Raw genomic sequence first — 20,532 nt, 5'->3', positions numbered from 1 at the left:
CCCCTCGGAGGTCCACGATGTACGGCGACCCCTCGGCCCTCCTCGGTCTGGCCCGCCGCATGCGTGACGTGGCGGGCGACGTCCGCGCCGAGGCCGACCGGCTGGTGGGCCGGGCGGAGGCCACCACCTGGACCGGCGTCGCCGCCGACGCCGTGCGCCGGCGGGCCCGGGAGCGGGCGGGTGACCTGCGGCGCACGGCCGCCCTCCACGACGCCGCCGCCGAGGCCCTCGAGCGCCACGCCCGCGAGGTCGACCGGCTGCGCGAGCTCATCGCCGCGGCCGAGCGTCGCCTCGCCGGGCTCCTCGACGCGGTGCGCGAGCGCGCCGACGACTGGCTGGACCCGCTCGGCGGGCGGCTCGACGACTGGACCGGAGGACTGGCCGACCGGCTCGAGCGGATCACCCCGCCGCCCCCGGGCCACCGCGACTGGCTCGACCTGGAGCTGCCCGGCCTCGGGAGCGCGGCCTGATGACGACCCGGATCGACCTCGGCCGTCTCGACGGCGCCGGGGCCGAGCACGAGGCCGCACCCGGACCCGGAGCCGAGGCCGGGGCCGGGGCCGGCCGGGAGAGCGCGGATCCGCGCCGGGTGCGGGTCTCGCGGCGCGCGGCCGAGGCCCTGGGGCGCCGCCTGGAGTCGCCGATGCCGTGGCAGGTCGCCCGCCGCACCGGCCCCGACCGGACCCTCGACGGCTCGATGCGTCCGGCGCCCGTGCCGCCCCACGACCCCGACGACACGACCGACCCGTGGGAGGAGCTCGGCGGGCTCGGCCTGGTCGACGCCTCGGGCCGGCTCTTCCCGGAGCTGCCCGGCGCCCTCGACGTGCTGGCCCGCCCCGAGACCGCGGTCGACCTCGACCTCGTCGTGCGACGCCCGACGACGGGCGCCGCCCCGGTCGCCGCCCCGGGTGACGGCGCCGGGCCGGGCGGGTCGACCGACGTCCGGCTGCGCGCCTGGCACCGCCGGCGCGCGGGACGGGTCACCGCCGTCGCCACCGCGGGCGCGCAGGTGGAGATCGGCTGGTTCGACGACCGCTCGTGGGCCGCGGAGCTGGCCCGCGTCGCCGCGGTCACCAGCGCCCTGGCGCCCACCCCGCCGGCGCGCGACCTCACCCTGCCCCACGAGCTCATGCTCGGCGTGGGCGTGGCGCGCCGCACCGACGCACCCCGGCTCACCGAGGAGCTGCTGCGCCGTCACCTGCCGCACATGCGCGTGCCGGAGGGCGCCGACGCCCGCGAGCAGGTGCAGCTGCTGCACTCCGGCGTGGTCGGACGCCTGCGCGCCGTGGTCTCCGGCCAGGGCGACGACGGCCGGCGCAAGGTCGGCTGGGTGAGCTGGCTGCTCTTCAGCGACGGCTGGCGCACCCTGCGCCCCCACGTCGACTCGGGGGTGTCCCAGGTCGGGGTGCACCACGTCGAGCCCTCCGCCCTGGGCCGCGAGGTGGCCCGGCTCGTCGCCGGGGTCACGTCGTGAGCACCCCCGGCGACCCCGCCGGACCGGGCCGCGCCCTCCCGCCCCTGACGTCGCTCACCGGCGGCGCGACCGGCCTCGCGGCGAGCTGGCCGCAGCTGGTCGAGCTGGCCTCGGCGTACGACGCCTCCGGGGACCGGCTGCGCGACTGGGCGGGCGAGGGGTCGCGGGTGCTGCTCGACGCCGACCTGCTGGCCTCGGCGCCGCTGGCGCCGCGCACGTTCGCCGCGGCGGAGGCCGCCGTGGTGGCCGCCTGCGCCGGTCCGGAGGGGGCGCTGGCCGCCTCCGCGGCCTGGGAGACCGACGCCGTGCTGGTGCGGGTGACGCTGCACTGGCTGCGCGAGAGCGACGAGCTGGTGCGGGCGACCTTCGAGGCCGTGGACCTGCTCGCCGGTCGGGCCGTCGGTTTCACGCTGACCGCCTCGGCCCCGCTGTGGCTGCCCGGCGCCGTGGTCGTGGGCGGGGCGGCGGCCCTGCTCTGGCCGACGCTGCTCCGCCCGGCGCTGCCGCCGTCGGTGCGGCGCGACCTCGACCGGGGCCTGACGGGGGTCGGCCGGCTCACCGAGCAGTGGCTGCTCGAGCACCCCGGGCTGGTGCAGCACCTCGCCAACGGCGGCGGCGGACTGCTCGACGGTCTCTGGGACGGGCTCACGCCGGTGACACCGGGCGGCCCCTTCGGCCTGCCGTCGTCGACCCCCGACACCGAGTCGGCCGCGGGCCTGCTCGCCGGGCTCTACGACGACCGCACCGGTGTCGCGGTGCCGCGCGGCGACCTCGCGGTGGGCCTCGGCGCCGTCGCCCCGGCCACCCTCGCCGGGCTGCTGACCCACCTCCAGCAGGTCGCCGCGCTGTCGGGGCCCGACGGGCGCGGGGCGCCGGGGGCCGTGGAGGTGCAGACGCTCCGCGGGCCCGACGGCCAGGTGCGCCACGTCGTCTACCTGCCCGGCACCGACGACCTCGGCACGCTGCCGTGGACCCAGGACTCCGACGTGCGCGACATGGCGACCAACTACCTCCTGCTCGCCGGGGAGAGCAACGCCTACCAGGACGGTGTGGTCGCCGCGCTCGAGCAGGCCGGGGTGCAGCCCGACGAGCCGGTGCTGCTCGTGGGTCACTCCCAGGGCGGCATGACCGCCGCGGCGCTGCTCGCGCAGGGCAGCCCCTACGCCGTCACCCACGTCGTGACCGCGGGCTCCCCCACCGCCCACCTCGACGGCTTCCCGGCCGGCACCCACGTGGTGTCGCTGGAGAACCACGGTGACGTCGTGCCCCTGCTCGACGGCGAGGACAACCCCGACACCGCCGAACAGCTCACGGTCGGCTTCGACGCCGGCGGCGCTGGCGTGGTGGGCCACCACGGGCTTCCGGCCTACGTCGCGGGCGCCGCAGCGCTCGACGCCTCGACCCACCCCGGCGTCGTGGAGCAGGTCGAGAGCCTCACCGCCGCCGGCTTCCTCGACCCGGGCGGCCACTCCACCGCCTCCAGCCAGGTGCTCCAGGTGGTCGCCGAGCGCTGAGTCGCGGCCCCGCGCGACGGCGCGGGGCCGTGGTTTCGCGGCCCCGGGCCCGGGGAAAGCGAGCGCACGAGAGAGGGAGGCACGATGTACGGCGACACCGACGTCATGCGCAGGCGGGTGCTGCAGCTGCGCGAGCAGGGCGGCGACATCCGCGCCCTGGCCGACCGGCTGGTCGCCCGCACCGAGGCCGTCGGCTGGAGTGGACGGGCCGCCGAGGCGATGCGCGAGCGGGTCAGGGAGCGCGCCGGGCACCTGCGTGACGCCGCCGCCGACCACGACGCCGCCGCCGACTCCCTGGAGCGGCACGCCCAGGAGGTCGGCCTCCTGCAGGAGACCATCGGCGAGCGCGAGCGACGCGCGGCGACGCTGGTCGCCGACGCCCGCGCCCGCGTCGCCGCGGTGCAGGCCCACGCCGACGACGACGCCGCCCTCGGGGTGCGACGTCTCGCCGACCCGGCCGACGAGCAGGTCGCCGGTTTCGACGCGCCGCCCGCGGGGCACCGCGACTGGCTGACCGTCGAGCTCCCGGGCCTGTGACCCTCCCCCCACCCGGGCCCCCCGGGCCGCGTGAGCCCGTGACCCCGTCCGGCCCACCCCCCGACACCGTCTCGAGAGGACGCCGATGCCCACCATCGACCTGAGCAACCCGCCGCCCCCGGCGGCCAACCTGCTCGACGCGCTGCCGCGACGGGTGGCCCTCACCCTGGCCGAGCTGCACCTCGTGGCCGAGGCCGCCGGCGGCGCTCCGCTGCCGTTCGCCCCGACGCCCGCTCCCGCCGCGGGCCCGGGCGGGCTGGACGGTCGCCTCGGCTCGAGCCGCGGCACGACGGAGGACGCGGCGTACGCCTCGGCGCTGTCGTCCCTGCACGACCCCGAGGCCTCGTTGGGCCGTCGTGGCCTGCTGGCGGGCGGCGAGGTCGACTCCGGCCTTCTCGGAGCCGTCGGCCTGCTCGCCACGCCTGCCGTCGCCCTCGACGTCGACCTCGCGGTCGGCCCGCTGCGCTGCAAGGCCTGGCACCGCCAGGCCGGGGACGCCGTCGCCACCCTGGCGACGGCCGACGGCATCGTCTTCGAGCTGGCGTGGTTCCCGGTCTCCCAGTGGGCCATGGAGCTGGCCCGGGTGGCCGTGGTGCCGGAGGACCTCGCGCTGAGCACCTCGCAGGTGCCCGCGGTGCTCGACGCCCCCTTCGCGCTCGTCGACGCCGCGGGCGAGGCGGTGCGCTCGGGGCGCAGCGACCTGCTGCCGGTGCTGGTCGCGCAGCACACCGGCCGCACCCGCTCGATGAGCAGGACCGGCGCCGACGAGCGGTGGGCCGGTCGGCAGACGACGCTCGACGACGCCGCCACCGTCGGCGCGCTCGGCGCCTTGACCACCGAGGCACGGGGCCGCCTGCGGGCCTTGGTCGCCGACGTCTCCGGCGCGAGCACCAGCGTCGTCGGCGTCGTCTCCTGGGTGCTGCTCGCCGACGGCTGGCGCGCGCTGCGCCCGCGCCACGTCGACGACGAGCACCGGGTGGGCGTGCACCGCGTCGAGCCTCCCGACCTCGCCGCCGAGCTGGCGCCCGTGCTCGCCGAGGTCACCCGGTGACCGGGGACCTGCCCGACCAGGGCACACCCGCCAGCGGACCCGGCAGCGGACCCGGCGGCGATCTCCTCGGGGAGCTCCTCGGCCGGCGGCCCGACGGGGCCGCGGGAGACGCAGCGGCGGCGGCACCCGCCCCGCGCTCGGCGGTGGAGGACGCCGACCTCGCCGACAAGTACGACCAGATGATGCGGCTCGCCGACGAGTTCGACGCGGCCGGCCAGCACGTGCGCGAGCGGGCCCGCCTCGGCGTGGAGATCCTGCGCGACCCCGACGTCGCCGACTCCGCCGACCTCTCCCGGTCGACCTGGACGCGGGCCGAGGACGACATCCGCGCCGCCACCGCCGGCAAGCACGGCCTGCTGACCCGCTCCATCGAGCTCGACGCCGACGCGCTCGTGCTCAGGGCGACGGTGCTGACCTACCGGTGGATCGACGAGCTGCAGTCGGCGGCCTTCGAGACCCTCGGCTCCATCGCCGGTCGGGCCATCGGCTACCTCGCCCCCGGTGTGGCCCTGGGCGGCGCGATCGTGTCGGCCGGACTGATCGAGACCGACGCGCTCGACCGTGACGGCGTGGCGGCCTACCTCAACGAGCTGGCCGAGAACAACCCCGAGCTGATGGACCACGTGAGCAGCGGCGGCGGCGGCCTGCTCGACGGGCTGCAGATGCGCTCGATGCTCACGGTCGGCGTGCTCGCGGGCGACACGCAGCGGGTGGCGGCCGCCGGCGGTCTGCGCGCCGCCGGGGTCGCCGACTTCCCCACCGACCTCGGCTCCGCCCTGCGCGACGTCGCCGGCGGCCTGGTGCACGACGGGGCCCCTGTCGTGGAAGCGCCGGAGGCCGGCGGCGCGGGCGGGCCCGGCGTGCCGGGCGCGGACGACCCGGTGCAGCGCGCACCCCGCACCATCGAGGAGCTGCTGACCGCGCTGGCCGCGAGTCGGCGCAGCGTCACCGTGCAGCGGGTCGGCCCGCAGCGCTACATCGCCTACCTGCCCGGCCCCGAGGCCGGGGAGGGCCGGCTGCGGCTGGTCGGGGGCGACCACACCGCCTACGACGCCGAGGTCGTGGCCGCGGTGGAACGCGCCGTGGCCGGCGACGAGGGCGCGCGCGTGATGCTCGTCGGGTCGGCGCAGGGCGGGGTGACCGCCGCCGAGATCGCCGCCACCGTGGCCTCGCCCCACTTCGTGGTCGACCAGGTCGTGACCGCCGGCGCGCCGGGCGCGCAGGTGACGCGCGTGCCGGAGACCACGCGGGTGCTGTCGCTGGAGGACCGCTCCGACCCGGTCGCGCTGCTCGGGTCGCTGGTCAACGCCGGCCTGCCGCACCGCGTCACGGTGGTCTTCGAGGGGGCCTCGGCCCGCGCCGACGGCACCAGCGTCTACCTCGCCGGTGCCCGGGCCGCCGACAGCGCGACCCACCCCGAGCTGCGCGCGGAGATCCAGCGTCTCCAGGGGCTGGGCTACCTGGCCGGCTGACCCGGGCCGCCTCACAGCACCTGGTGGACGAACTCCCCGAGCTGGGTCAGGTTGCGGCACTCCACCATCGGCACGACCTCGCCGTAGCGCGACGCGGCGGAGTCGCCGGTGTCCCAGTGGCGCCGGTGCTCGGGGTTGAGCCACCAGGAGTGACGGATGCCGGCGGTCAGCTCGCGCAGCACGTCGAGGCGGAGGTCGGCGTAGTTGGAGCGGGCGTCGCCCAGCACCAGCAGCGACGAGCGCGGACCCAGCGCGTCGGGGTGCTCCTCGGCGAAGCGGGTGAGGGCACGGCCGTAGTTGGTGCGCCCGAAGCGGGCCGCGTGGGCCGCGCTGGCCGCCAGGTCGCCCATCACGTCGACGAGGTCGGCGCCGGGGCGGAAGTACGGCGTCACCTCGTGCACGTCGTCGACGAAGGTGAAGGCGCGCACGGCCTGGAACTGGTCGCGCAGCGCGAAGACCAGCAGCAGGGTGAACTGCGCGAAGTGGGCCACCGACCCGCTCACGTCGCACAGCACCACCAGCTCGGTGCGGTGGGGCCGGCGCGGCTTGTGGTGGGTGGTCAGGGGCACGCCACCGGTCGACATCGACGCCCTCACCGTGCGCCGGAAGTCCAGTGGGCCGCGACGTCGCGCGTGGTGCTCCTGGGTCAGCCGGCTGGCCAGGCGACGGGCGAGCGGGTGGATCTCGCGCCGCATCTCCTCCAGGTCGGCGCGACGCATGGAGAGGAAGTCGAGCCGGTCGATGGTGGGCCGCATCGCCACCGAGGCGACGTGGTCGGGCCCCTTCTCCTCACCGATGCGACGACGCGCGTCGGCCTCGACGGTGCGGGTGAAGGCGCCGAGGCGCTGGGCGGCGGCGCGGTCGGCCTCCTCGTCGCCGCGACCGCCCGCGACCAGCCCGGCCACGATCTTGTCGACCAGCTCACCGGGCGCCACGCGCTGCAGCGCGGTGTAGGCCGACCACGAGGACAGTCCCGGGCCGCGGCCCGGCATCGCTCCGAAGCGGCCGACCATCTCCGCGGCCATGCGCGCGAGGGCGTCGTCGTCGCCGGCCAGCAGGGCGTCGAACAGGCGCTCGCGGAAGTCGGTGAGCGCCGCGGCGTTGTCGCGCACGCCCTCCCCCGCGGCGTCGGGGCCGTCGGGGCCGTCGGGCCCGTCGGCGTCGCCGTCGGGCGAGGTCTCGGCGGTCGAGCCGCCGGGGGTGCCGTCGAGCCCGAGGCCGCCGTCGCCGACCAGGCGCGGGAAGTAGAGGTCGAAGAGGGCGTCGAAGGTGGGTCGCTGGGCGCGACGCTTGACCAGCGTCGCGGCGTACCCCTCACGGACGAGGGCGCGGTCGTCCCAGCTCAGCGCGGTGAGCGCCGCGATGGCGTCGAGGTCCTCGGCGAGCGAGACCGGGAGGCCGGCGGCGCGCAGCGCCTCGAGGAAGGCGATGTGCCGCTCGAGGAGGCCGCTCGTGCCGGCCGCGGTCATGCCCGCAGCCGCAGCTCGCGCACCGCGCGGTCGTGGTCGGAGGCGTGCTTGAGCACGACCCCGAGGGTGTCGGTGACGGCCTTGTCGTCGAGGTCGCGGATCTCGAGGGCGATGAGGGTGCGCGCCCAGTCGACCGACTCCGCGATCGACGGCGCCTTCTTCAGCTCCAGCTCGCGCATCCGGCCGACCATGGCCACCAGCTGCTCGGCGACGCGGTCGTCGAGCCCCGGCACCTGCGAGGAGACGATCTCGCGCTCCCGCTCCGCGTCGGGGTAGTCGAGGTGGAGGTAGAGGCAGCGGCGCTTGACCGCCTCGGAGAGCTCGCGGCTGGCGTTGGAGGTGAGCACGACGAAGGGCCGGCGCACCGCGGTCACCGTGCCGAGCTCGGGGATCGTGACCTGGAAGTCCGAGAGCACCTCGAGCAGCAGCCCCTCGACCTCCACGTCGGTCTTGTCGACCTCGTCGATGAGCAGCACCGTGGGCTCCTCGCGCCGGATGGCGGTGAGCAGCGGGCGGGTCAGCAGGAACTCGTCGGTGAAGATGTCGTCGTGGGTGGCGCTCCACTCCTGCGCACCCTCCTGGGCCCCCTGCGAGGCCTGGATGCGCAGCAGCTGCTTCTTGTAGTTCCACTCGTAGAGCGCGCGGGCCTCGTCGAGGCCCTCGTAGCACTGCAGCCGCACCAGCTCGGCGTCGCAGGCCCGCGCGACGGCCTTGGCCAGCTCGGTCTTGCCCACCCCCGCCGGGCCCTCGACGAGCAGCGGCTTCTCCAGCGCTCCTGCGAGGTAGGAGGTCGTCGCAGTGGGGGCGTCGGCGAGGTAGCCCGCCGCGGCGAGCCGCTCGACGGCCTGCGCCGGGGAGGAGAACCAGGAGGATGTCATGGCCCCATCCTGTCCCACCGGCGGTGCCGCCGGGGGCGGGACCGGTCTGGACCGGCCGGTGCCTCGCCGGTCGGGAGGGTCACCTCGGCGCGCACGGGTCGTTGAGGAGGGCACCACGAGCCCCAGCGGGGTCCGTGGGCGTGGTTCCGGGACCCGCAGCCCCCTCCCCCCGTCACCCACCTCCGCGGTCCCCGCCGCCGGTGGTCCTCCCCCCAGCAGGAGCCCGCCATGCACCCCTCCGCCGACGTCGCCCCGCCGTCGATCGCGCCGTCGGTCGCGCCGCGGACACCGCCGCCGCTGGTGGCCCGGCTGCTGGTCGGGGTCCGGCTCGCGGTGGTGGTGCTCCTGGCCGCGCTCGTGGTGGCGCTCGTGCTCGGCGCGCGTACGACGGAGCCGTCCGGGTCGGCCCCGGGGCTGAGCGCCGAGCCCGTCGCCGACGTGCCCGACCGGGTCGACGCGCTGATGGCCCGCCACCGCTGCTCCACCCAGGGTCTCGGGCCCGACGTCATCCCTGCGCAGGCGCTGCTGCGCGGGCGCGACGGGGTGGTCCGGGTGACCGGCTTCGACCGGGGCTGGGCCGCGTGGACGGGTGAGGCCCCCGGTGAGCTGGTCGCCGTGTGCCTCGGACCCGCTCCGCGCTGAGCCCAGCCCGCGCCGGGCCCCGCGGGGACCGCTCGTCGTGCCGGACCGGCCGCCCGGCGCAGGCCGTGGAGATCCGCGGCCGGGGCCGTCACCCGCGGACCCCAGGCTCGTTGGACCGTCATGCGACACCGTCCTCCCGCCGCCGCCGTCACCGCGGTGCGAGCCGTGAAGGCCACGGTCTTCACGCTGCTGATGATCCTGCTGGTCGGCCTGCCGCTCGGCAGCGGCCAGGGCGTCGGGTCGGCCGGCACCGGCGGCGACGGTCCGGGCGGGCCGCGCCAGGCCGCCGTCACCGTCCCCGGCCCCGGCGACTGACCCCGGGACCCGCCGCCAGGATCCGCTGCCAGGACGCCGGCCCGGACCCGCCGCCCCGGCGCACTGCCAGGACCCACCGTCGAGGGGTCAGAAGGCGCCGTGGCGCCCGGCGCCCGCCGCGAAGCGGGCGGCGCCCTCCAGCGCGCCCGCCGCGAGCGCGGAGCGGCCGTGGTCGAGCTCGACGGCCAGGGCCTCGGCCTCGGCCAGCCCGTCCTGCTCCAGCAGCGAGAGCCGGTCGTGGCGCAGGCACTCCTGGGGGAAGCCCGCGATCTCGCGGGCGAGGTCCTCGGCCGCGGCGCGCGCCCCGCCCGGGGCGACCAGGCGGTTGACCAGCCCGATGCGCTCGGCCTCGACGGCGCCCACCGGGCGGCCGGTGAGCACGAGGTCGAGGGCCCGGGAGGCGCCGATCAGACGGGGCAGCCGCACGGTGCCGCCGTCGATCAGCGGCACGCCCCAGCGCCGGCAGAAGACGCCGAGCAGGGCGTCCTCGGCAGCGACCCTCAGGTCGCACCACGCGGCCAGCTCGAGCCCGCCCGCGACGGCGTACCCCTCGATCGCGGCGACCACCGGCTTGCCCAGCCGCATCCGGGTGGGCCCCATCGGGGCGTCCTGGTCGACGTCGTCGACCCGGTTGCCGTGCTCGCCGCCGACCGCCTTGAGGTCGGCTCCGGCGCAGAACGTGCCTCCCTCGCCCCACAGCACCGCCACCGACTGGGTCTCGTCGGCGTCGAAGGCCCGGAAGGCCGCGGCCAGCGCGGCGGCCGTGGGACCGTCGACGGCGTTGCGGGCGTGCGGGCGGTGGAGCACCACGGTGGTGACCGGCCCCTCGGTCTCGACGCGTACGGCGGGAGCGCTCATGCCGGCAGCGTAGGACCCCCGCACCGCCCGCCCCCGCCACCGGACGTCATGCGCACCGTGGAGGCGCCTCCACCCCTCGTACGACGCCCGCGACGGACCGGCCCGCTCAGTCCTCGCCCACCGGGCCGGCGCCAGCGGCGTGGCGCCGGGCGAGGTCCTGGTAGTAGCGCGCGTTGGACTCGATCCACGGCTCGGAGCTGCTGCCGGCGACGGGCTTGACCGCGCGGGCGGGGACGCCGGTGGCGACGACGCCGCTCGCGATGACCGCGCCGGGGGTGACCACCGAGCCGGCGCCGACCAGGGTGCGGGCGCCGACGCGGGCGCCGTCGAGCAGGGTGCTGCCGTTGCCGATGAGCGCCTGCTCGCCCACGTCGGTGCAGTGGACCACGCAGGAGTGGCCGATCGAGGCGTTGGGGCCGACCGTGAGCGTCTCGCCGGGCGCGGCGTGGAGCACCGAGCCGTCCTGCACGTTGGTGCCCTCGCGCACGACGATCGTGCAGATGTCGGCGCGCAGGACCGCGCCGTACCAGATGCTCGCGCCGGCCTCCACGGTCACGTCGCCGATGAGGGTGGCGGTGGGGGCGACGAAGGCGTCGGGGTGCACGGTGGGGCGCTTGCCCTCGAACTCGTAGAGCGGCATGGAGCCATTCCACACTCTCCCGGGCCCGCCGCGCGCGGCGGGCGCGGCGGGCGACCCAGGGCTCAGCCGGCGAGCAGGTGCACGACCACGCCCGCGACCGCGCAGACCCCGAGGGTCCGCAGCACGGGCCAGCCCCGGCCGAGCACCAGCAGCAGCCCGAGGGCGGTGACCGCGAGGGCGGCGGGGTCGAGCGAGGCCGGCACGGGCAGCTCGAGGGCGAGCGGCCCGCGGTCCACGCGCACCGTGTCGGTGAAGAGGGTGTGCACCGCGAAGTAGACCGCCAGGCTCGCGATCACCCCGACCACCGCGGCGGTGATCCCGGTGAGGGCGGTGCGCAGGGCGCGGTTGCCGCGCAGCCGCTCGACGTACGGCGCGCCGAGCAGGATGAAGACGAAGCAGGGCACGAAGGTCACCCACGTGGTCAGCAGCGCCGCCAGCACCGCCGCGAGCCACGGGTCGAGCGCGCCGGGGTCGCGGTAGGCGCCGACGAACGCGACGAACTGCACCACCATCACCAGCGGCCCCGGCGTGGTCTCGGCCAGCGCCAGCCCGCGCACCATCTCGCCGGGGGCCAGCCAGCCGTAGACGTTGACCGCCTGCTGGGCCACGAAGGCCAGCACGGCGTAGGCCCCGCCGAAGGTGACGACGGCCGTGCCGCCGAAGAAGAGCCCCTGGTCGACGAAGACGCTGTCGCGTCCGGCCAGCGCCGCCGCCACGGCGACGGGGGCGGCCCACAGCAGCAGGCCCAGGCCGAGCACGCGCAGCGAGCGGGCGGTCGAGGGGCGCTCGGTGTGGAGCGCCTCGTCGCCGATCAGCGGGGCGGGGCCGTCGTCGGCGAGCGGCGGCGGGGCGGCGCCCAGCCCGGGCAGCCGGGTGCCGAGGGCCCAGCCGAGGACGCCGGCGGCGAGCACGACCACGGGGAAGGGCACCCCGAAGACGCTCAGCGCCACGAACGACGCCAGCGCCAGGCCCACCAGGGCCGGGTGGCGCAGCGCCTTGCGCGAGAGGCGGGTGACGGCCTGCACGACGATGGCGACCACCGCCCCGGCCAGGCCGAGGAAGAGGCCCTCGAGCAGGGTGGTCTCGCCGTAGCCGACGTAGAGCGCCGACAGGGCCAGCAGCGTGACCACGCCGGGGAGCACGAAGAGGATGCCGGCGACCAGGGCCCCACGCACGCCGTTGAGCAGCCAGCCGACGTAGGTGGCGAGCTGCTGGGCCTCGGGGCCGGGCAGCAGGGTGCAGTAGGACAGCGCGAAGAGGAACCGCTGCTGGCCGATCCAGCGGCGCTCCTCCACCAGCGTGCGCTGCATGACCGCGATCTGGCCGGCCGGCCCCCCGAAGGTCTGCAGCGAGATGAGGAACCACGCGCGCGTGGCCTCCCGCAGCGGCACCACGTCGGCGGAGCGTGCGTCGCGCTGGCTCATCGGCGTCCTCGGGGTCGGTGCGGGCGGGCGGGCGGTCGTACGGCCCGTGGAAGTCTAGTGATCGAGTGGGGTTTGCGGGGCGGGCGGGTGCTCCGACCACCACCCTGCCCGCCGCCGGCGTCGTGAGGGTCGTCGGGAGGGACCGGCGGCAGCCCACAACGAAACCGACGCGGGGCGCGTCGACAAGGGGACGGCCGACCGCCGGCCCGTCGCGCCACCCTCCCGCGAAGGACCCCCGATGACCACCCACCTCCACCCGACGCCTCGCACCCCCAACCCCGCACCTGTCCCGGCACGCGCTCCTGCCCGCGTCCGTGCGACCGTCCCTGCCCGGCGCGCGCCCGGCGTCGTGCGGGCCACCGGGCTCACGGCACTGGCAGCGGTGACGGCGGCGGTGCTGGCGGCGCTGGCGCCCGTCACGGCCACGGCGCTGCCCCCGGTCGGCGGCGGGGCGCCGACCTCCACGGTGTCGACGGCGACGGACCGCGCCGTGCCCACGACCGTGCTCGACCCCGGTCAGCTCGAGCGCGGAGCGGGCCCCCGGGTGCCCCGGGTGCTCGGCACCTCCATCGTCGACGGCTCCCTGGAGGTGCCGGTCGACGCCGACGAGATCGACCTGCTCGGCCCCGCCGGCGACGACTACGTCGTGGTGGCCTACGACGCCAGCGGCGGGGTGGTCGAGCGGGTCTCCCCCGACGGGTCCACCCGGGTGCTGCGCGAGAGCGGCATCGGCCTCTACGAGCTCTCGAGCGACGGCAGCCAGCTCTTCGACGTCGTCACCCGCGGGCGCGACCGCACCGTGGTGCGGGTGCTCGACACCACCACCGGCGAGGTCACCGCCCGCCGCGGCTTCCCCGGCTTCGTCGACGTGCTCGACGCCGGCGACGGCGTGGCCGTGCTCGGCGGCACGGCGCCGCGCCGCACCGTCTCCTGGGACACCGCCACCGACGAGACCACCCGGATCGTGAGCCGCCAGGGCTACCGCGCCGACCTGGCCGCCGACCGGCTCTCGACCTTCTCCGGCGACCCCTACGACGGCGGCTGCAGCCGGATCACCCCCCTCAGCGACCCGGCCCGCACCCTGTGGCGCTCCTGCGACGACATCGAGGTGGCCGCCTCCCCCGGCACCGGTCGGCTGCTGACCGTGCCGCTGCTGCTCGACGGGCCGCTGGGCCAGGTCGACGCGCGGCGTCCTGACGGCCGGCTGCTCGCGACCTACGGCACGCGGGGCACGCTCGGCCCCCTCGTGTGGGAGGACGACCGCACCGCGTTGATCACGGTCTACGGGGTCCGCAGGACGGCCGTGGTGCGGTGCACCGTCGCCGGCCCGGCCGAGGACCGCACCTGCGAGCGCGCGACACGGCTGATCCCGACCCCCGGGCTCTGACGCGACGCGGCGGAAAGCCGGCGCGGTCGGGTCAGGTCGGGCCCCCACGGGCCGATGGACCAGACCGTGACCGGCTCCCCCCGAGGCCCTCGCGCCCACCCCCCGACCCGCCCCGCGCCCCGCCGCGCGGCCCCCGCGGCCCCACGCCGTCCGAGCCGACGCGCACATCTCGCCGTGCTCCTCGGCGTGCTGAGCCTCCTGACGGGTGCCCTGAGCGCGGCCACCGGCACCGCGACGGCGTCGCTGCCTCCCGCGCCGTCCGCGCTGGCGGTGTCACCGACCAGCTACGTCGGTGGCCAGGCCGTCACCTGGACCGGCAGCCTCGGGGTCGCCGGTCCGCGGGCGCTGGTGCTGGAGCACCACATGGGTCGACCGGGCGATGCGTGGGTCACCGAGCCCGGCGTGGTCGGCACGAGCGCTCTCGACGGGAGCTTCTCCTTCGTGCACGAGGCGCCGAGCATGATGAACATCCACTACCGGGTCAGGGGCGGCTCCGCGGTCTCCGCCCCGCTGACGTTCCTCGCCAAGACCCAGGACCTCACCATCCGCGTCGCTGGCACACGCGCCGACGCGGCCAACCCGCCCGGCCGGGTCGAGGCCGGTCGCCCCTTCGCGATCGCCGTCGACACCACGCCCGACGAGCTGCGCGGGCCGACCTCCCGCGGCCTGCCGGTCTTCGAGGGCCGCACCCTCACCCTCCAGCGCCGCGTCGACGCGGACACCTGGGACACCCTGGCCACCACGACGGTGCCCGCCGACGGCGCCACGCGCTTCACCGACCTGGAGGCCGACGCCGGCGTCGTCGTCTACCGGGTCCGCGCCGAGGACCACCGCACCGGCGGCCACCGGATCGGCTGGACCCAGTCCTTCCCCCTCTACGTGCTCGTCGGCGAGCAGGCCCAGCATGCCTGGGACCGCGACCACCCGACGACGACCTCGCCCCGCCCGTCGTACGTCGGAGCCGCTGCGGCTGCGCCGACCAGGGCCGCCACCGCCGGCCGGGCCCTCCAGGCGGCGCCGGGGACGACGGCGGGCCAGCGCCTGCGGTGGTTCCCCGCGCTCTTCGACTTCGCCTGGGAGTTCGGCCAGTCGCTGACCAGCCTGCCGGCGCGCGGCACCCGCCTGGCCGGTGGGTGGGTCGACCACTCCGAGGGCGCGGGTCGGGTGAGCAAGGTCAACGGTGGCCTGGCCATCGACAGCAAGCGCCTCGCCACGGCCGGCCCGGGCGACTTCGGCACCACCCGCGCGACCCTGCGCGGCAACGCCATGACCTACGGCCGCTGGGAGGCGCGCATGCGCGTGCGCGATGCCGCCGAGCGCACCGGCCACCCCTACGACGTGCTCGCCGAGCTGGTGCCCGCCGCTGTGGGCGACCAGGACTGTGGCGCGGGCACGATCAGGCTGGCTCGGATCTCGCCCTTCTCCCGGGTCGTGCGCTTCGGCGCCCAGTCGGCGCAGCACCGCTGGTCGGGCCGGGTCACGGGCCCCGACACCCCGACGCGCTTCGCCTACGCCGTCGCGGTCGAGGTCGGCCGCGACCACGTCACCTGGTTCGTCAACGGTGTCCCGGTCGGCACGGTGACCGGTGAGGAGGTCGTGCCGGGCGTGCCGCTCACCCTGCGTCTCTCGCTGGTCGGCGACGGCACGCAGGAGATGGACCACACCGGGCTGATCTCCGACTGGCAGCGCGGCTTCCCCATCACCACCGGCGAGGAGACCCTCAGCCGCGACCGCCTGCCGCGCCGGGCCGTCGCCGCACGCTGCTGACGCCCTGCCCGGCGGGCCTGCCGCCCGCGACCAGCCGCAGACGCCGAAGGCCCCCGGCGAGCACAGCTCGACGGGGGCCTTCTCAGGGCGGTGGCGGTGGGATTTGAACCCACGGTGGGTTTGACCCCACACATCATTTCGAGTGATGCACCTTCGGCCGCTCGGACACGCCACCGCGGGAGAATGTACCGGAGGGGGTGGGTCAGGGCGAATCCGGCCAGGGGTGGTGGCAGGGGGCCTCGACGGGGGCCTCGACGGGGGCGCCGTGGGGCCCGCCGCGCAGTCGGTCGGACGGCTCCGTCGCGGGTCCGCGCGGCATGATCGGAGACATGACCCCGAGCAGCGAGACCGGCCCCCGCCACGACGCCAGCACTGGCCTCGGCCACGGGCCCGACCACGAGCCCGACGACCGCCACGACGTCGCGGTCGAGGACGGCGCCCTCGCCACCTTCCGGTACGGCGCCCCGGGCGCACCCCCCGCACGCACGGTGCTGGCCGTGCACGGCATCACGGCCAGTTCGCGGGCGTGGTCGGCGGTCGCGCGGTCGCTGCCCGACGACTGGGCCCTCGTGGCCGTCGACCTGCGCGGGCGGGGCGCCTCCCGCGACCTGCCCGGCCCGACCGGCCTCGACCGCCACGTCGCCGACCTCCGGGCCGTCGTACGGAGCCTGGACCCGGAGGGCTCGGGCGACCTGGTGCTGCTGGGCCACTCGATGGGCGCCTACGTCGGCCTGCTCCTGGCCGCCGACTCCCCCGACGCCTTCGCGCGCGTGGTGCTGGTCGACGGGGCCGTGCCGCTGCCCGTGCCGGCCGGCGCCGACCCCGACGCCGTGCTCGAGGCCACTCTCGGCCCCGCCCTGGCCCGGCTGAGCCAGACCTTCCCCGACGACGACGCCTACGTCGACGTCTTCCGCGCCCACCCCGCGCTGGCCCCGCACTGGAACGACGACGTCGAGACCTACGCCCGCTACGACGCGCTGACCACCGACGCCGGCGTGCGCTCGCGGGCGGTCGAGGACGCCGTGCGCGCCGACGGGCGCGACCTGCTGGTGCTGGGCGAGCGGCTCGACGCCGCCCTGCGCGGCCTGCGCACGCCGACGACGCTGCTCGTCGCGCCGCTGGGGATGTTCGGAGAGGCGCCCGGGCTGCTGCCGGCCGAGGCGGTCGCGGCCTACGACGCCGAGGTGCCGGCGCTGGGGGTCGAGACCCTCGCGGGGGCCAACCACTACACGATCCTCTTCGACCCGGCCGCCGCGCGGCGGGTGGCCGCCGCGGTCACGGGCTGACCCTGCCCGGGGCGGGGCTGGTCGGGGTCGGGCTGGTCGGGCTGACCCGGTCGGGCCGGTCGGGCCGGTCGGGCCGGTCGGGCCGGTCGGGTCGGGGTCGGGCTCGGGCGCGAGGCGCGGCGTTCCTCAGACGCCGCTCAGACGGACCGGCGAGACTGGTCGCCCGCCGTACCCCCGGAGCACCCCGGAGCCACCTGTGACCGACCTGACCCTCGCCCCGCGCGCCGACGCCCTCCTCGCCCGCATGGAGGCGTGGTCGGCGCGCAGCCTGGCCCGCTCGCTGGCCGTCAAGGCGGCGGTGACCGTCGCCGGGCCGCTCGTGGTGCTCACCGGGGTCGCGATGCTGGTGCTGCCCGGCCCCGGTCTCGTGGTCATCGCGCTGGGTCTGGCGCTGCTGGCGGTGGAGTACCCCTGGGCGCGCCACGCCCTCGCCCTGCTCGGTCGCGCCCTCGCGCGGGCCAAGCAGGCCACCCTGCCCACCGGCGCCTCGGGCCCCCGGCGGCTCCTCGGCGTCGCCGCCATCGCCGGCGTGCTCGTCGCCGGCTTCCTCGCCACCACCGCGGTCACCGCGCTGCTCGGGTCGCTGGCGCTGCTCTGAGGCGGGCGCGGGTTTCGCCGGTCGGCTGGCGAAACCCGCACTGGTCGGCCTACGCGTGGGCCGACAGGTGCGGGTGTGGGCCGACAGGTGTGGCGGGTGGTGCCGGTGGCGCGGGCCGCTCGGCGGCCGGCAGGGGGTTCAGTCGACGAGCAGGACGTGGAGGGTGCGGGGGCCGTGGACGCCTTCGACGCGGTCGAGCTCGATGTCGCTGGTGGCGCTGGGGCCGCTGATCCAGGTGAGGGGTCGGGTGGGGTCGAGGAGGTCGGTGGCGTCGGGGACGTCGGCGACGACCTGGTCGGTGCGCACGATGCAGAGGTGGAGGTCGGGCACGAGGGTGATCGCGCGGCGGCCTTGGTCGGGGGTGTGGTCGAGCACGATGGTGCCGGTCTCGGCGATGCCGACGCGGGCGGCGGTGACCACGGCCACGCAGGCGTCGAGCTCGGCGGCGCTGAGCACGCCGGCCTCCCCAGAGGTGTCCGAGGGGTCGTCGACCACGGCGCGCGGCACGGGTACGTCGAGCCCGGCGGGCACGACCACCCGGCCCTGGGCCGGCAGGGCGGCGGCGATGCGCTCCTCCAGCTCGGCGGCGGTGCAGCGCTCGACCACCGCGCGGTAGTCGGCGACGCGCTCGTCGAAGAGGTCCACCAGCGCGGCGTGGGCTCCCTCGTGGGCCGGGGTCGCGCGCGGTGCCACCACCGGTGAGGCGTCTGCGGCCTCGGGCACGACGTCGCCCAGCGCGGCGCGCACCCGGGCGAGGATCTCCTGGCGCGCCGAGGTGGGTGTCGAGGTCGGCTGCGGGGTCGGTGCGGTGGCGGGATCAGTCATCGGCCGGTCCTGTCTGCGTTGGGCCTGCCTGTGTCGCACCGGGCTGGTCCTGTCCGGGCGAGGGCTGTTCGGCGGGTCCTGTGGGGGTGCGTCCGCCGTTGGTGCGTTGCCACCAGGCGCGGAACGACTCGGGGGGTGGGGCGGGTAGGTCGCGGGCGCCGGTCCAGGCGGCGCCGGGCCCGGGGAGGCGGCCGGCGGTGGCACGGCCGCCGGGCAGCGAGGTGCGTGAGAGGCGGGCCAGGGCCTTGCCCGACAGGCCGGAGGCCTTCTCGACCAGGCCGAGGCGGCGGGCGTCGGTGAAGGCCCAGGCGGCGGCCTTCATGGCCACGGCCTCGGCCTTGGGCACCCGGTCGCCGCGGTGGCCGTCGACGACCTGGGAGCGCAGGTGGACCAGCACCTCGGGGATGTCGATGCGCACCGGGCAGACCTCGAAGCAGGCTCCGCACAGCGAGGAGGCGTAGGGCAGCGAGTCGGTCTGCGCGCCCGCGGCGCCGCCGGGGCCCTGGGGGCCGGTGCCCTTCATCAGCGGGTTGAGGATCGCCCCGATCGGGCCGGGGTAGACCGAGCCGTAGGAGTGACCCCCGGTGCGCTCGTAGACCGGGCAGACGTTGAGGCAGGCCGAGCAGCGGATGCAGCGCAGCGCCTGACGTCCGACCTCGTCGGCCAAGGCGTTGGTGCGCCCGTTGTCGAGCAGCACGACGTGGACCTCCTGGGGCCCGTCGCCAGGGGTGACGCCGCTCCAGGTGGAGGTGTAGGGGTTCATCCGCTCCCCGGTCGAGGAACGCGGCAGCAACCGCAACAGAGGGTCGAGCTCGGCCCACGTCGGCACGACCTTCTCGATGCCCACCACCGAGACCAGCACCTCGGGCAGGGTCAGACACATCCGCCCGTTGCCCTCGGACTCCACCACGACCAGGGTCCCGGTCTCGGCGACGGCGAAGTTCGCCCCCGAGACCCCGACCTTGGCCCGCAGGAACTTCTCACGCAGGTGCAGCCGCGCCGCACCGGCCAGCTCGGCCGGCACGTCGGTGAGGCCCTCGGGCGCGGGGCGGCCGGCCTCGCCCATGTGGTCGCGGAAGATCTCACGGACCTCGGCACGGTTGCGGTGGATCGCGGGCACCAGGATGTGGCTGGGCAGGTCGTCGCCCAGCTGCACGATCAGCTCGGCCAGGTCGGTCTCCCAGGCCGCGATCCCCTCCGCGGCCAGGGCGGTGTTGAGGTCGATCTCGGCGGTCGCCATCGACTTGACCTTCACGACCTCCTCGACCCCGTGGCTCCTCGCGACCTGCGCGACGATCGCGCAGGCCTCGGCGGCGTCGCGCGCCCAGTGCACCCTCGCACCGGCCGCGGTCAGGGACGCCTCGAGCTGCACCAGGTGGGTGTCGAGGGAGCGCAGGGCGCGCTCCTTGACCGCCGCACCGGCCAGGCGCAGCTCCTCCCAGTCCTCGACCTCGGCGACGACCTTGGCCCGCTTGGCGCGGATCGTGCCTGTGGCGTGGGCCAGGTTGTGGCGCAGCTGGGTGTCGCCGAGCGCCTCGCGCGCGGCACTCGGGAAGGGCGGCATGCCCACGAACGTGCGACTCATGCGACATCTCCACTCGGGGTCGGTGCCTGGACCGGGGTGGCCTCGGCAGGAGCGGCCAGCACGGCACCCTCCTCGGTGGAGGCCAGCACCTCGGCCAGGTGCATCACCCGCACCCCTGAGCGCTCCCGCGAGAGCAGGCCGCCGACGTGCATCAGGCACGAGTTGTCACCGGCCACCATCACCTCCGCGCCGGTCTCGCGCACGTGGCGGGCCTTGTCGGAGCCCATCGCCACCGAGGTGTCGGCGTTCTTGACCGCGAAGGTGCCCCCGAAGCCGCAGCACTCCTCCGCGCCCGGCAGGTCGACCAGGCGGATCCCGCGCACCGCCTCCAGCAGCCGGCGCGGGCGATCACCCACCCCCAGCATCCGCAGCGAGTGACACGTCGGGTGGTAGGTCACGCGGTGCGGGAAGTAGGCCCCCACGTCGGTCACCCCGAGCACGTCGACCAGGAACTCCGAGAGCTCGTAGACCTTCGGCGAGGTCGCCTCCACCGCCCGCTCCAACGACCGGTCACCGCTGCGCCGCGCCACGATCCCGTGCTGGTGACGCGCCGAGCCCGCGCACGAGCCCGACGGCGTCACGATCGCGTCGTAGCCCGCGAAGGCCTCCACGAACGTCCGCACCACCGGCACCGCCTCGTCCAGGTACCCGGTGTTGACCATCGGCTGCGCGCAGCACGTCTGCGCCGCCGGGAAGTCGACGTCGACCCCCAGGCGCCGCAGCAGCCGCACCACCGCCTGCCCCGTCTCGGGGAACATCGCGTCGTTGACGCAGGTCACCATCAGCGCGACGCGCACGGTGTCTCCTTCG

At 76.6% G+C, this 20,532-nt stretch carries 20 protein-coding genes and 1 tRNA gene; 12 read left to right on the top strand and 9 right to left on the bottom strand.

Annotated elements, in window-relative coordinates; all coding sequences use genetic code 11:
- Positions 1 to 17: 17 nt before the first annotated feature.
- The 6 genes from M3673_RS16180 to M3673_RS16155 all read left to right on the top strand — a co-directional run bounded on the left by M3673_RS16180 (position 18) and on the right by M3673_RS16155 (position 6,048).
- The gene (locus M3673_RS16180) at positions 18 to 470 is read left to right on the top strand and encodes a hypothetical protein (protein ID WP_251534915.1); all 453 of its coding nucleotides are present in this window, start codon (positions 18 to 20) and stop codon (positions 468 to 470) included.
- Positions 470 to 1,474: a hypothetical protein gene (locus tag M3673_RS16175; RefSeq protein WP_251534913.1), complete on the top strand. Its 1,005-nt coding sequence runs from the start codon at positions 470 to 472 to the stop codon at positions 1,472 to 1,474. The genes M3673_RS16180 and M3673_RS16175 overlap by 1 nt, the downstream gene beginning before the upstream one ends.
- Positions 1,471 to 2,988 carry a hypothetical protein gene (locus M3673_RS16170; RefSeq protein ID WP_251534911.1) on the top strand — a complete coding sequence of 506 codons (1,518 nt, stop codon included), beginning with the start codon at positions 1,471 to 1,473 and terminating at the stop codon, positions 2,986 to 2,988. The genes M3673_RS16175 and M3673_RS16170 overlap by 4 nt, the downstream gene beginning before the upstream one ends.
- An 84-nt stretch (positions 2,989 to 3,072) precedes the next feature.
- Positions 3,073 to 3,525 carry a hypothetical protein gene (locus M3673_RS16165; RefSeq protein ID WP_251534909.1) on the top strand — a complete coding sequence of 151 codons (453 nt, stop codon included), beginning with the start codon at positions 3,073 to 3,075 and terminating at the stop codon, positions 3,523 to 3,525.
- An 85-nt stretch (positions 3,526 to 3,610) separates the two neighbouring features.
- Entirely contained in the window at positions 3,611 to 4,576 is a 966-nt protein-coding gene (locus tag M3673_RS16160) for a hypothetical protein (protein ID WP_193665805.1), read from the top strand.
- The gene (locus tag M3673_RS16155) at positions 4,573 to 6,048 is read left to right on the top strand and encodes a hypothetical protein (RefSeq protein ID WP_251534908.1); all 1,476 of its coding nucleotides are present in this window, start codon (positions 4,573 to 4,575) and stop codon (positions 6,046 to 6,048) included. Before M3673_RS16160 ends, M3673_RS16155 begins: the two co-directional genes overlap by 4 nt.
- A gap of 11 nt (positions 6,049 to 6,059) precedes the next feature.
- On the opposite strand, the gene M3673_RS16150 is transcribed toward M3673_RS16155, so the two are convergent.
- Together M3673_RS16150 and M3673_RS16145 are read right to left on the bottom strand one after the other, a co-directional pair.
- A complete protein-coding gene (locus tag M3673_RS16150; RefSeq protein ID WP_251534906.1) occupies positions 6,060 to 7,517 on the bottom strand; it encodes a VWA domain-containing protein in 1,458 nt (485 codons plus the stop codon).
- Positions 7,514 to 8,395, bottom strand: a complete 882-nt coding sequence (locus tag M3673_RS16145) for a MoxR family ATPase (RefSeq protein ID WP_251534904.1) — start codon at positions 8,393 to 8,395, stop codon at positions 7,514 to 7,516. The genes M3673_RS16150 and M3673_RS16145 overlap by 4 nt, the downstream gene beginning before the upstream one ends.
- Before the next feature lie 228 nt (positions 8,396 to 8,623).
- On the opposite strand from M3673_RS16145, the gene M3673_RS16140 reads away from it, so the two are divergent.
- Both M3673_RS16140 and M3673_RS16135 read left to right on the top strand, forming a co-directional pair.
- Complete coding sequence (locus M3673_RS16140; protein ID WP_251534902.1) at positions 8,624 to 9,037, top strand: hypothetical protein; 414 nt, start codon at positions 8,624 to 8,626, stop codon at positions 9,035 to 9,037.
- A 120-nt stretch (positions 9,038 to 9,157) separates the two neighbouring features.
- Positions 9,158 to 9,352, top strand: coding sequence for a hypothetical protein (locus M3673_RS16135; RefSeq protein ID WP_193665794.1), 195 nt, complete (start codon positions 9,158 to 9,160; stop codon positions 9,350 to 9,352).
- A gap of 87 nt (positions 9,353 to 9,439) precedes the next feature.
- On the opposite strand, the gene M3673_RS16130 is transcribed toward M3673_RS16135, so the two are convergent.
- The 3 genes from M3673_RS16130 to chrA form a co-directional block, all read right to left on the bottom strand.
- Positions 9,440 to 10,210, bottom strand: coding sequence for a crotonase/enoyl-CoA hydratase family protein (locus tag M3673_RS16130; protein WP_251534900.1), 771 nt, complete (start codon positions 10,208 to 10,210; stop codon positions 9,440 to 9,442).
- A gap of 106 nt (positions 10,211 to 10,316) precedes the next feature.
- The gene (locus M3673_RS16125) at positions 10,317 to 10,850 is read right to left on the bottom strand and encodes a gamma carbonic anhydrase family protein (protein WP_251534898.1); all 534 of its coding nucleotides are present in this window, start codon (positions 10,848 to 10,850) and stop codon (positions 10,317 to 10,319) included.
- Between the two features lie 62 nt (positions 10,851 to 10,912).
- On the bottom strand, positions 10,913 to 12,274 hold the full coding sequence (gene chrA / locus M3673_RS16120) for a chromate efflux transporter (protein ID WP_193665788.1): 1,362 nt from the start codon (positions 12,272 to 12,274) through the stop codon (positions 10,913 to 10,915).
- A 238-nt stretch (positions 12,275 to 12,512) separates the two neighbouring features.
- Here chrA and M3673_RS16115 point away from each other — a divergent pair, with 238 nt between their 5' ends.
- Positions 12,513 to 13,661, top strand: coding sequence for a hypothetical protein (locus M3673_RS16115; protein ID WP_251534896.1), 1,149 nt, complete (start codon positions 12,513 to 12,515; stop codon positions 13,659 to 13,661).
- Between the two features lie 186 nt (positions 13,662 to 13,847).
- Complete coding sequence (locus tag M3673_RS16110) at positions 13,848 to 15,428, top strand: hypothetical protein (RefSeq protein ID WP_251534894.1); 1,581 nt, start codon at positions 13,848 to 13,850, stop codon at positions 15,426 to 15,428.
- Positions 15,429 to 15,516: 88 nt separating this feature from the next.
- Here the strand turns inward: M3673_RS16110 and M3673_RS16105 are convergent.
- Positions 15,517 to 15,603, bottom strand: a tRNA-Ser gene (locus M3673_RS16105).
- Between the two features lie 154 nt (positions 15,604 to 15,757).
- On the opposite strand from M3673_RS16105, the gene M3673_RS16100 reads away from it, so the two are divergent.
- Complete coding sequence (locus M3673_RS16100) at positions 15,758 to 16,714, top strand: alpha/beta hydrolase (protein WP_251534892.1); 957 nt, start codon at positions 15,758 to 15,760, stop codon at positions 16,712 to 16,714.
- 196 nt (positions 16,715 to 16,910) lie between these two features.
- A complete protein-coding gene (locus M3673_RS16095; protein ID WP_251534890.1) occupies positions 16,911 to 17,312 on the top strand; it encodes a PGPGW domain-containing protein in 402 nt (133 codons plus the stop codon).
- 138 nt (positions 17,313 to 17,450) lie between these two features.
- Here the strand turns inward: M3673_RS16095 and M3673_RS16090 are convergent, their stop codons facing one another.
- Genes M3673_RS16090 through M3673_RS16080 form a run of 3 tightly spaced genes read right to left on the bottom strand, consistent with a single transcriptional unit; the run spans position 17,451 to position 20,519 of the window.
- Positions 17,451 to 18,137: a lactate utilization protein C gene (locus tag M3673_RS16090; protein WP_251534889.1), complete on the bottom strand. Its 687-nt coding sequence runs from the start codon at positions 18,135 to 18,137 to the stop codon at positions 17,451 to 17,453.
- Complete coding sequence (locus tag M3673_RS16085) at positions 18,130 to 19,722, bottom strand: lactate utilization protein B (RefSeq protein WP_251534886.1); 1,593 nt, start codon at positions 19,720 to 19,722, stop codon at positions 18,130 to 18,132. Before M3673_RS16085 ends, M3673_RS16090 begins: the two co-directional genes overlap by 8 nt.
- A complete protein-coding gene (locus tag M3673_RS16080) occupies positions 19,719 to 20,519 on the bottom strand; it encodes a (Fe-S)-binding protein (RefSeq protein ID WP_374108212.1) in 801 nt (266 codons plus the stop codon). Before M3673_RS16080 ends, M3673_RS16085 begins: the two co-directional genes overlap by 4 nt.
- Positions 20,520 to 20,532 lie beyond the last annotated feature (13 nt).

Source organism: Nocardioides sp. P86 (assembly GCF_023712465.1).
In the GTDB taxonomy this organism is placed as follows: Bacteria; Actinomycetota; Actinomycetes; order Propionibacteriales; family Nocardioidaceae; genus Nocardioides; species Nocardioides kribbensis.
The sequence above is the reverse complement of the archived record's forward strand: the minus strand, read 5'-3'. Positions and strand labels throughout refer to the sequence as shown.

Bases quoted from the DNA above. Each gene is read 5' to 3' on its own strand.
- M3673_RS16130 (WP_251534900.1), bottom strand. From the start codon at position 10,210: ATGAGCGCTCCCGCCGTACGCGTCGAGACCGAGGGGCCGGTCACCACC.
- M3673_RS16145 (WP_251534904.1), bottom strand. From the start codon at position 8,395: ATGACATCCTCCTGGTTCTCCTCCCCGGCGCAGGCCGTCGAGCGGCTC.
- M3673_RS16160 (WP_193665805.1), top strand. From the start codon at position 3,611: ATGCCCACCATCGACCTGAGCAACCCGCCGCCCCCGGCGGCCAACCTG.
- M3673_RS16150 (WP_251534906.1), bottom strand. From the start codon at position 7,517: ATGACCGCGGCCGGCACGAGCGGCCTCCTCGAGCGGCACATCGCCTTC.
- chrA (WP_193665788.1), bottom strand. From the start codon at position 12,274: ATGAGCCAGCGCGACGCACGCTCCGCCGACGTGGTGCCGCTGCGGGAG.
- M3673_RS16085 (WP_251534886.1), bottom strand. From the start codon at position 19,722: ATGAGTCGCACGTTCGTGGGCATGCCGCCCTTCCCGAGTGCCGCGCGC.
- M3673_RS16090 (WP_251534889.1), bottom strand. From the start codon at position 18,137: ATGACTGATCCCGCCACCGCACCGACCCCGCAGCCGACCTCGACACCC.
- M3673_RS16175 (WP_251534913.1), top strand. From the start codon at position 470: ATGACGACCCGGATCGACCTCGGCCGTCTCGACGGCGCCGGGGCCGAG.
- M3673_RS16115 (WP_251534896.1), top strand. From the start codon at position 12,513: ATGACCACCCACCTCCACCCGACGCCTCGCACCCCCAACCCCGCACCT.
- M3673_RS16140 (WP_251534902.1), top strand. From the start codon at position 8,624: ATGCACCCCTCCGCCGACGTCGCCCCGCCGTCGATCGCGCCGTCGGTC.
- M3673_RS16125 (WP_251534898.1), bottom strand. From the start codon at position 10,850: ATGCCGCTCTACGAGTTCGAGGGCAAGCGCCCCACCGTGCACCCCGAC.
- M3673_RS16100 (WP_251534892.1), top strand. From the start codon at position 15,758: ATGACCCCGAGCAGCGAGACCGGCCCCCGCCACGACGCCAGCACTGGC.
- M3673_RS16165 (WP_251534909.1), top strand. From the start codon at position 3,073: ATGTACGGCGACACCGACGTCATGCGCAGGCGGGTGCTGCAGCTGCGC.
- M3673_RS16180 (WP_251534915.1), top strand. From the start codon at position 18: ATGTACGGCGACCCCTCGGCCCTCCTCGGTCTGGCCCGCCGCATGCGT.
- M3673_RS16135 (WP_193665794.1), top strand. From the start codon at position 9,158: ATGCGACACCGTCCTCCCGCCGCCGCCGTCACCGCGGTGCGAGCCGTG.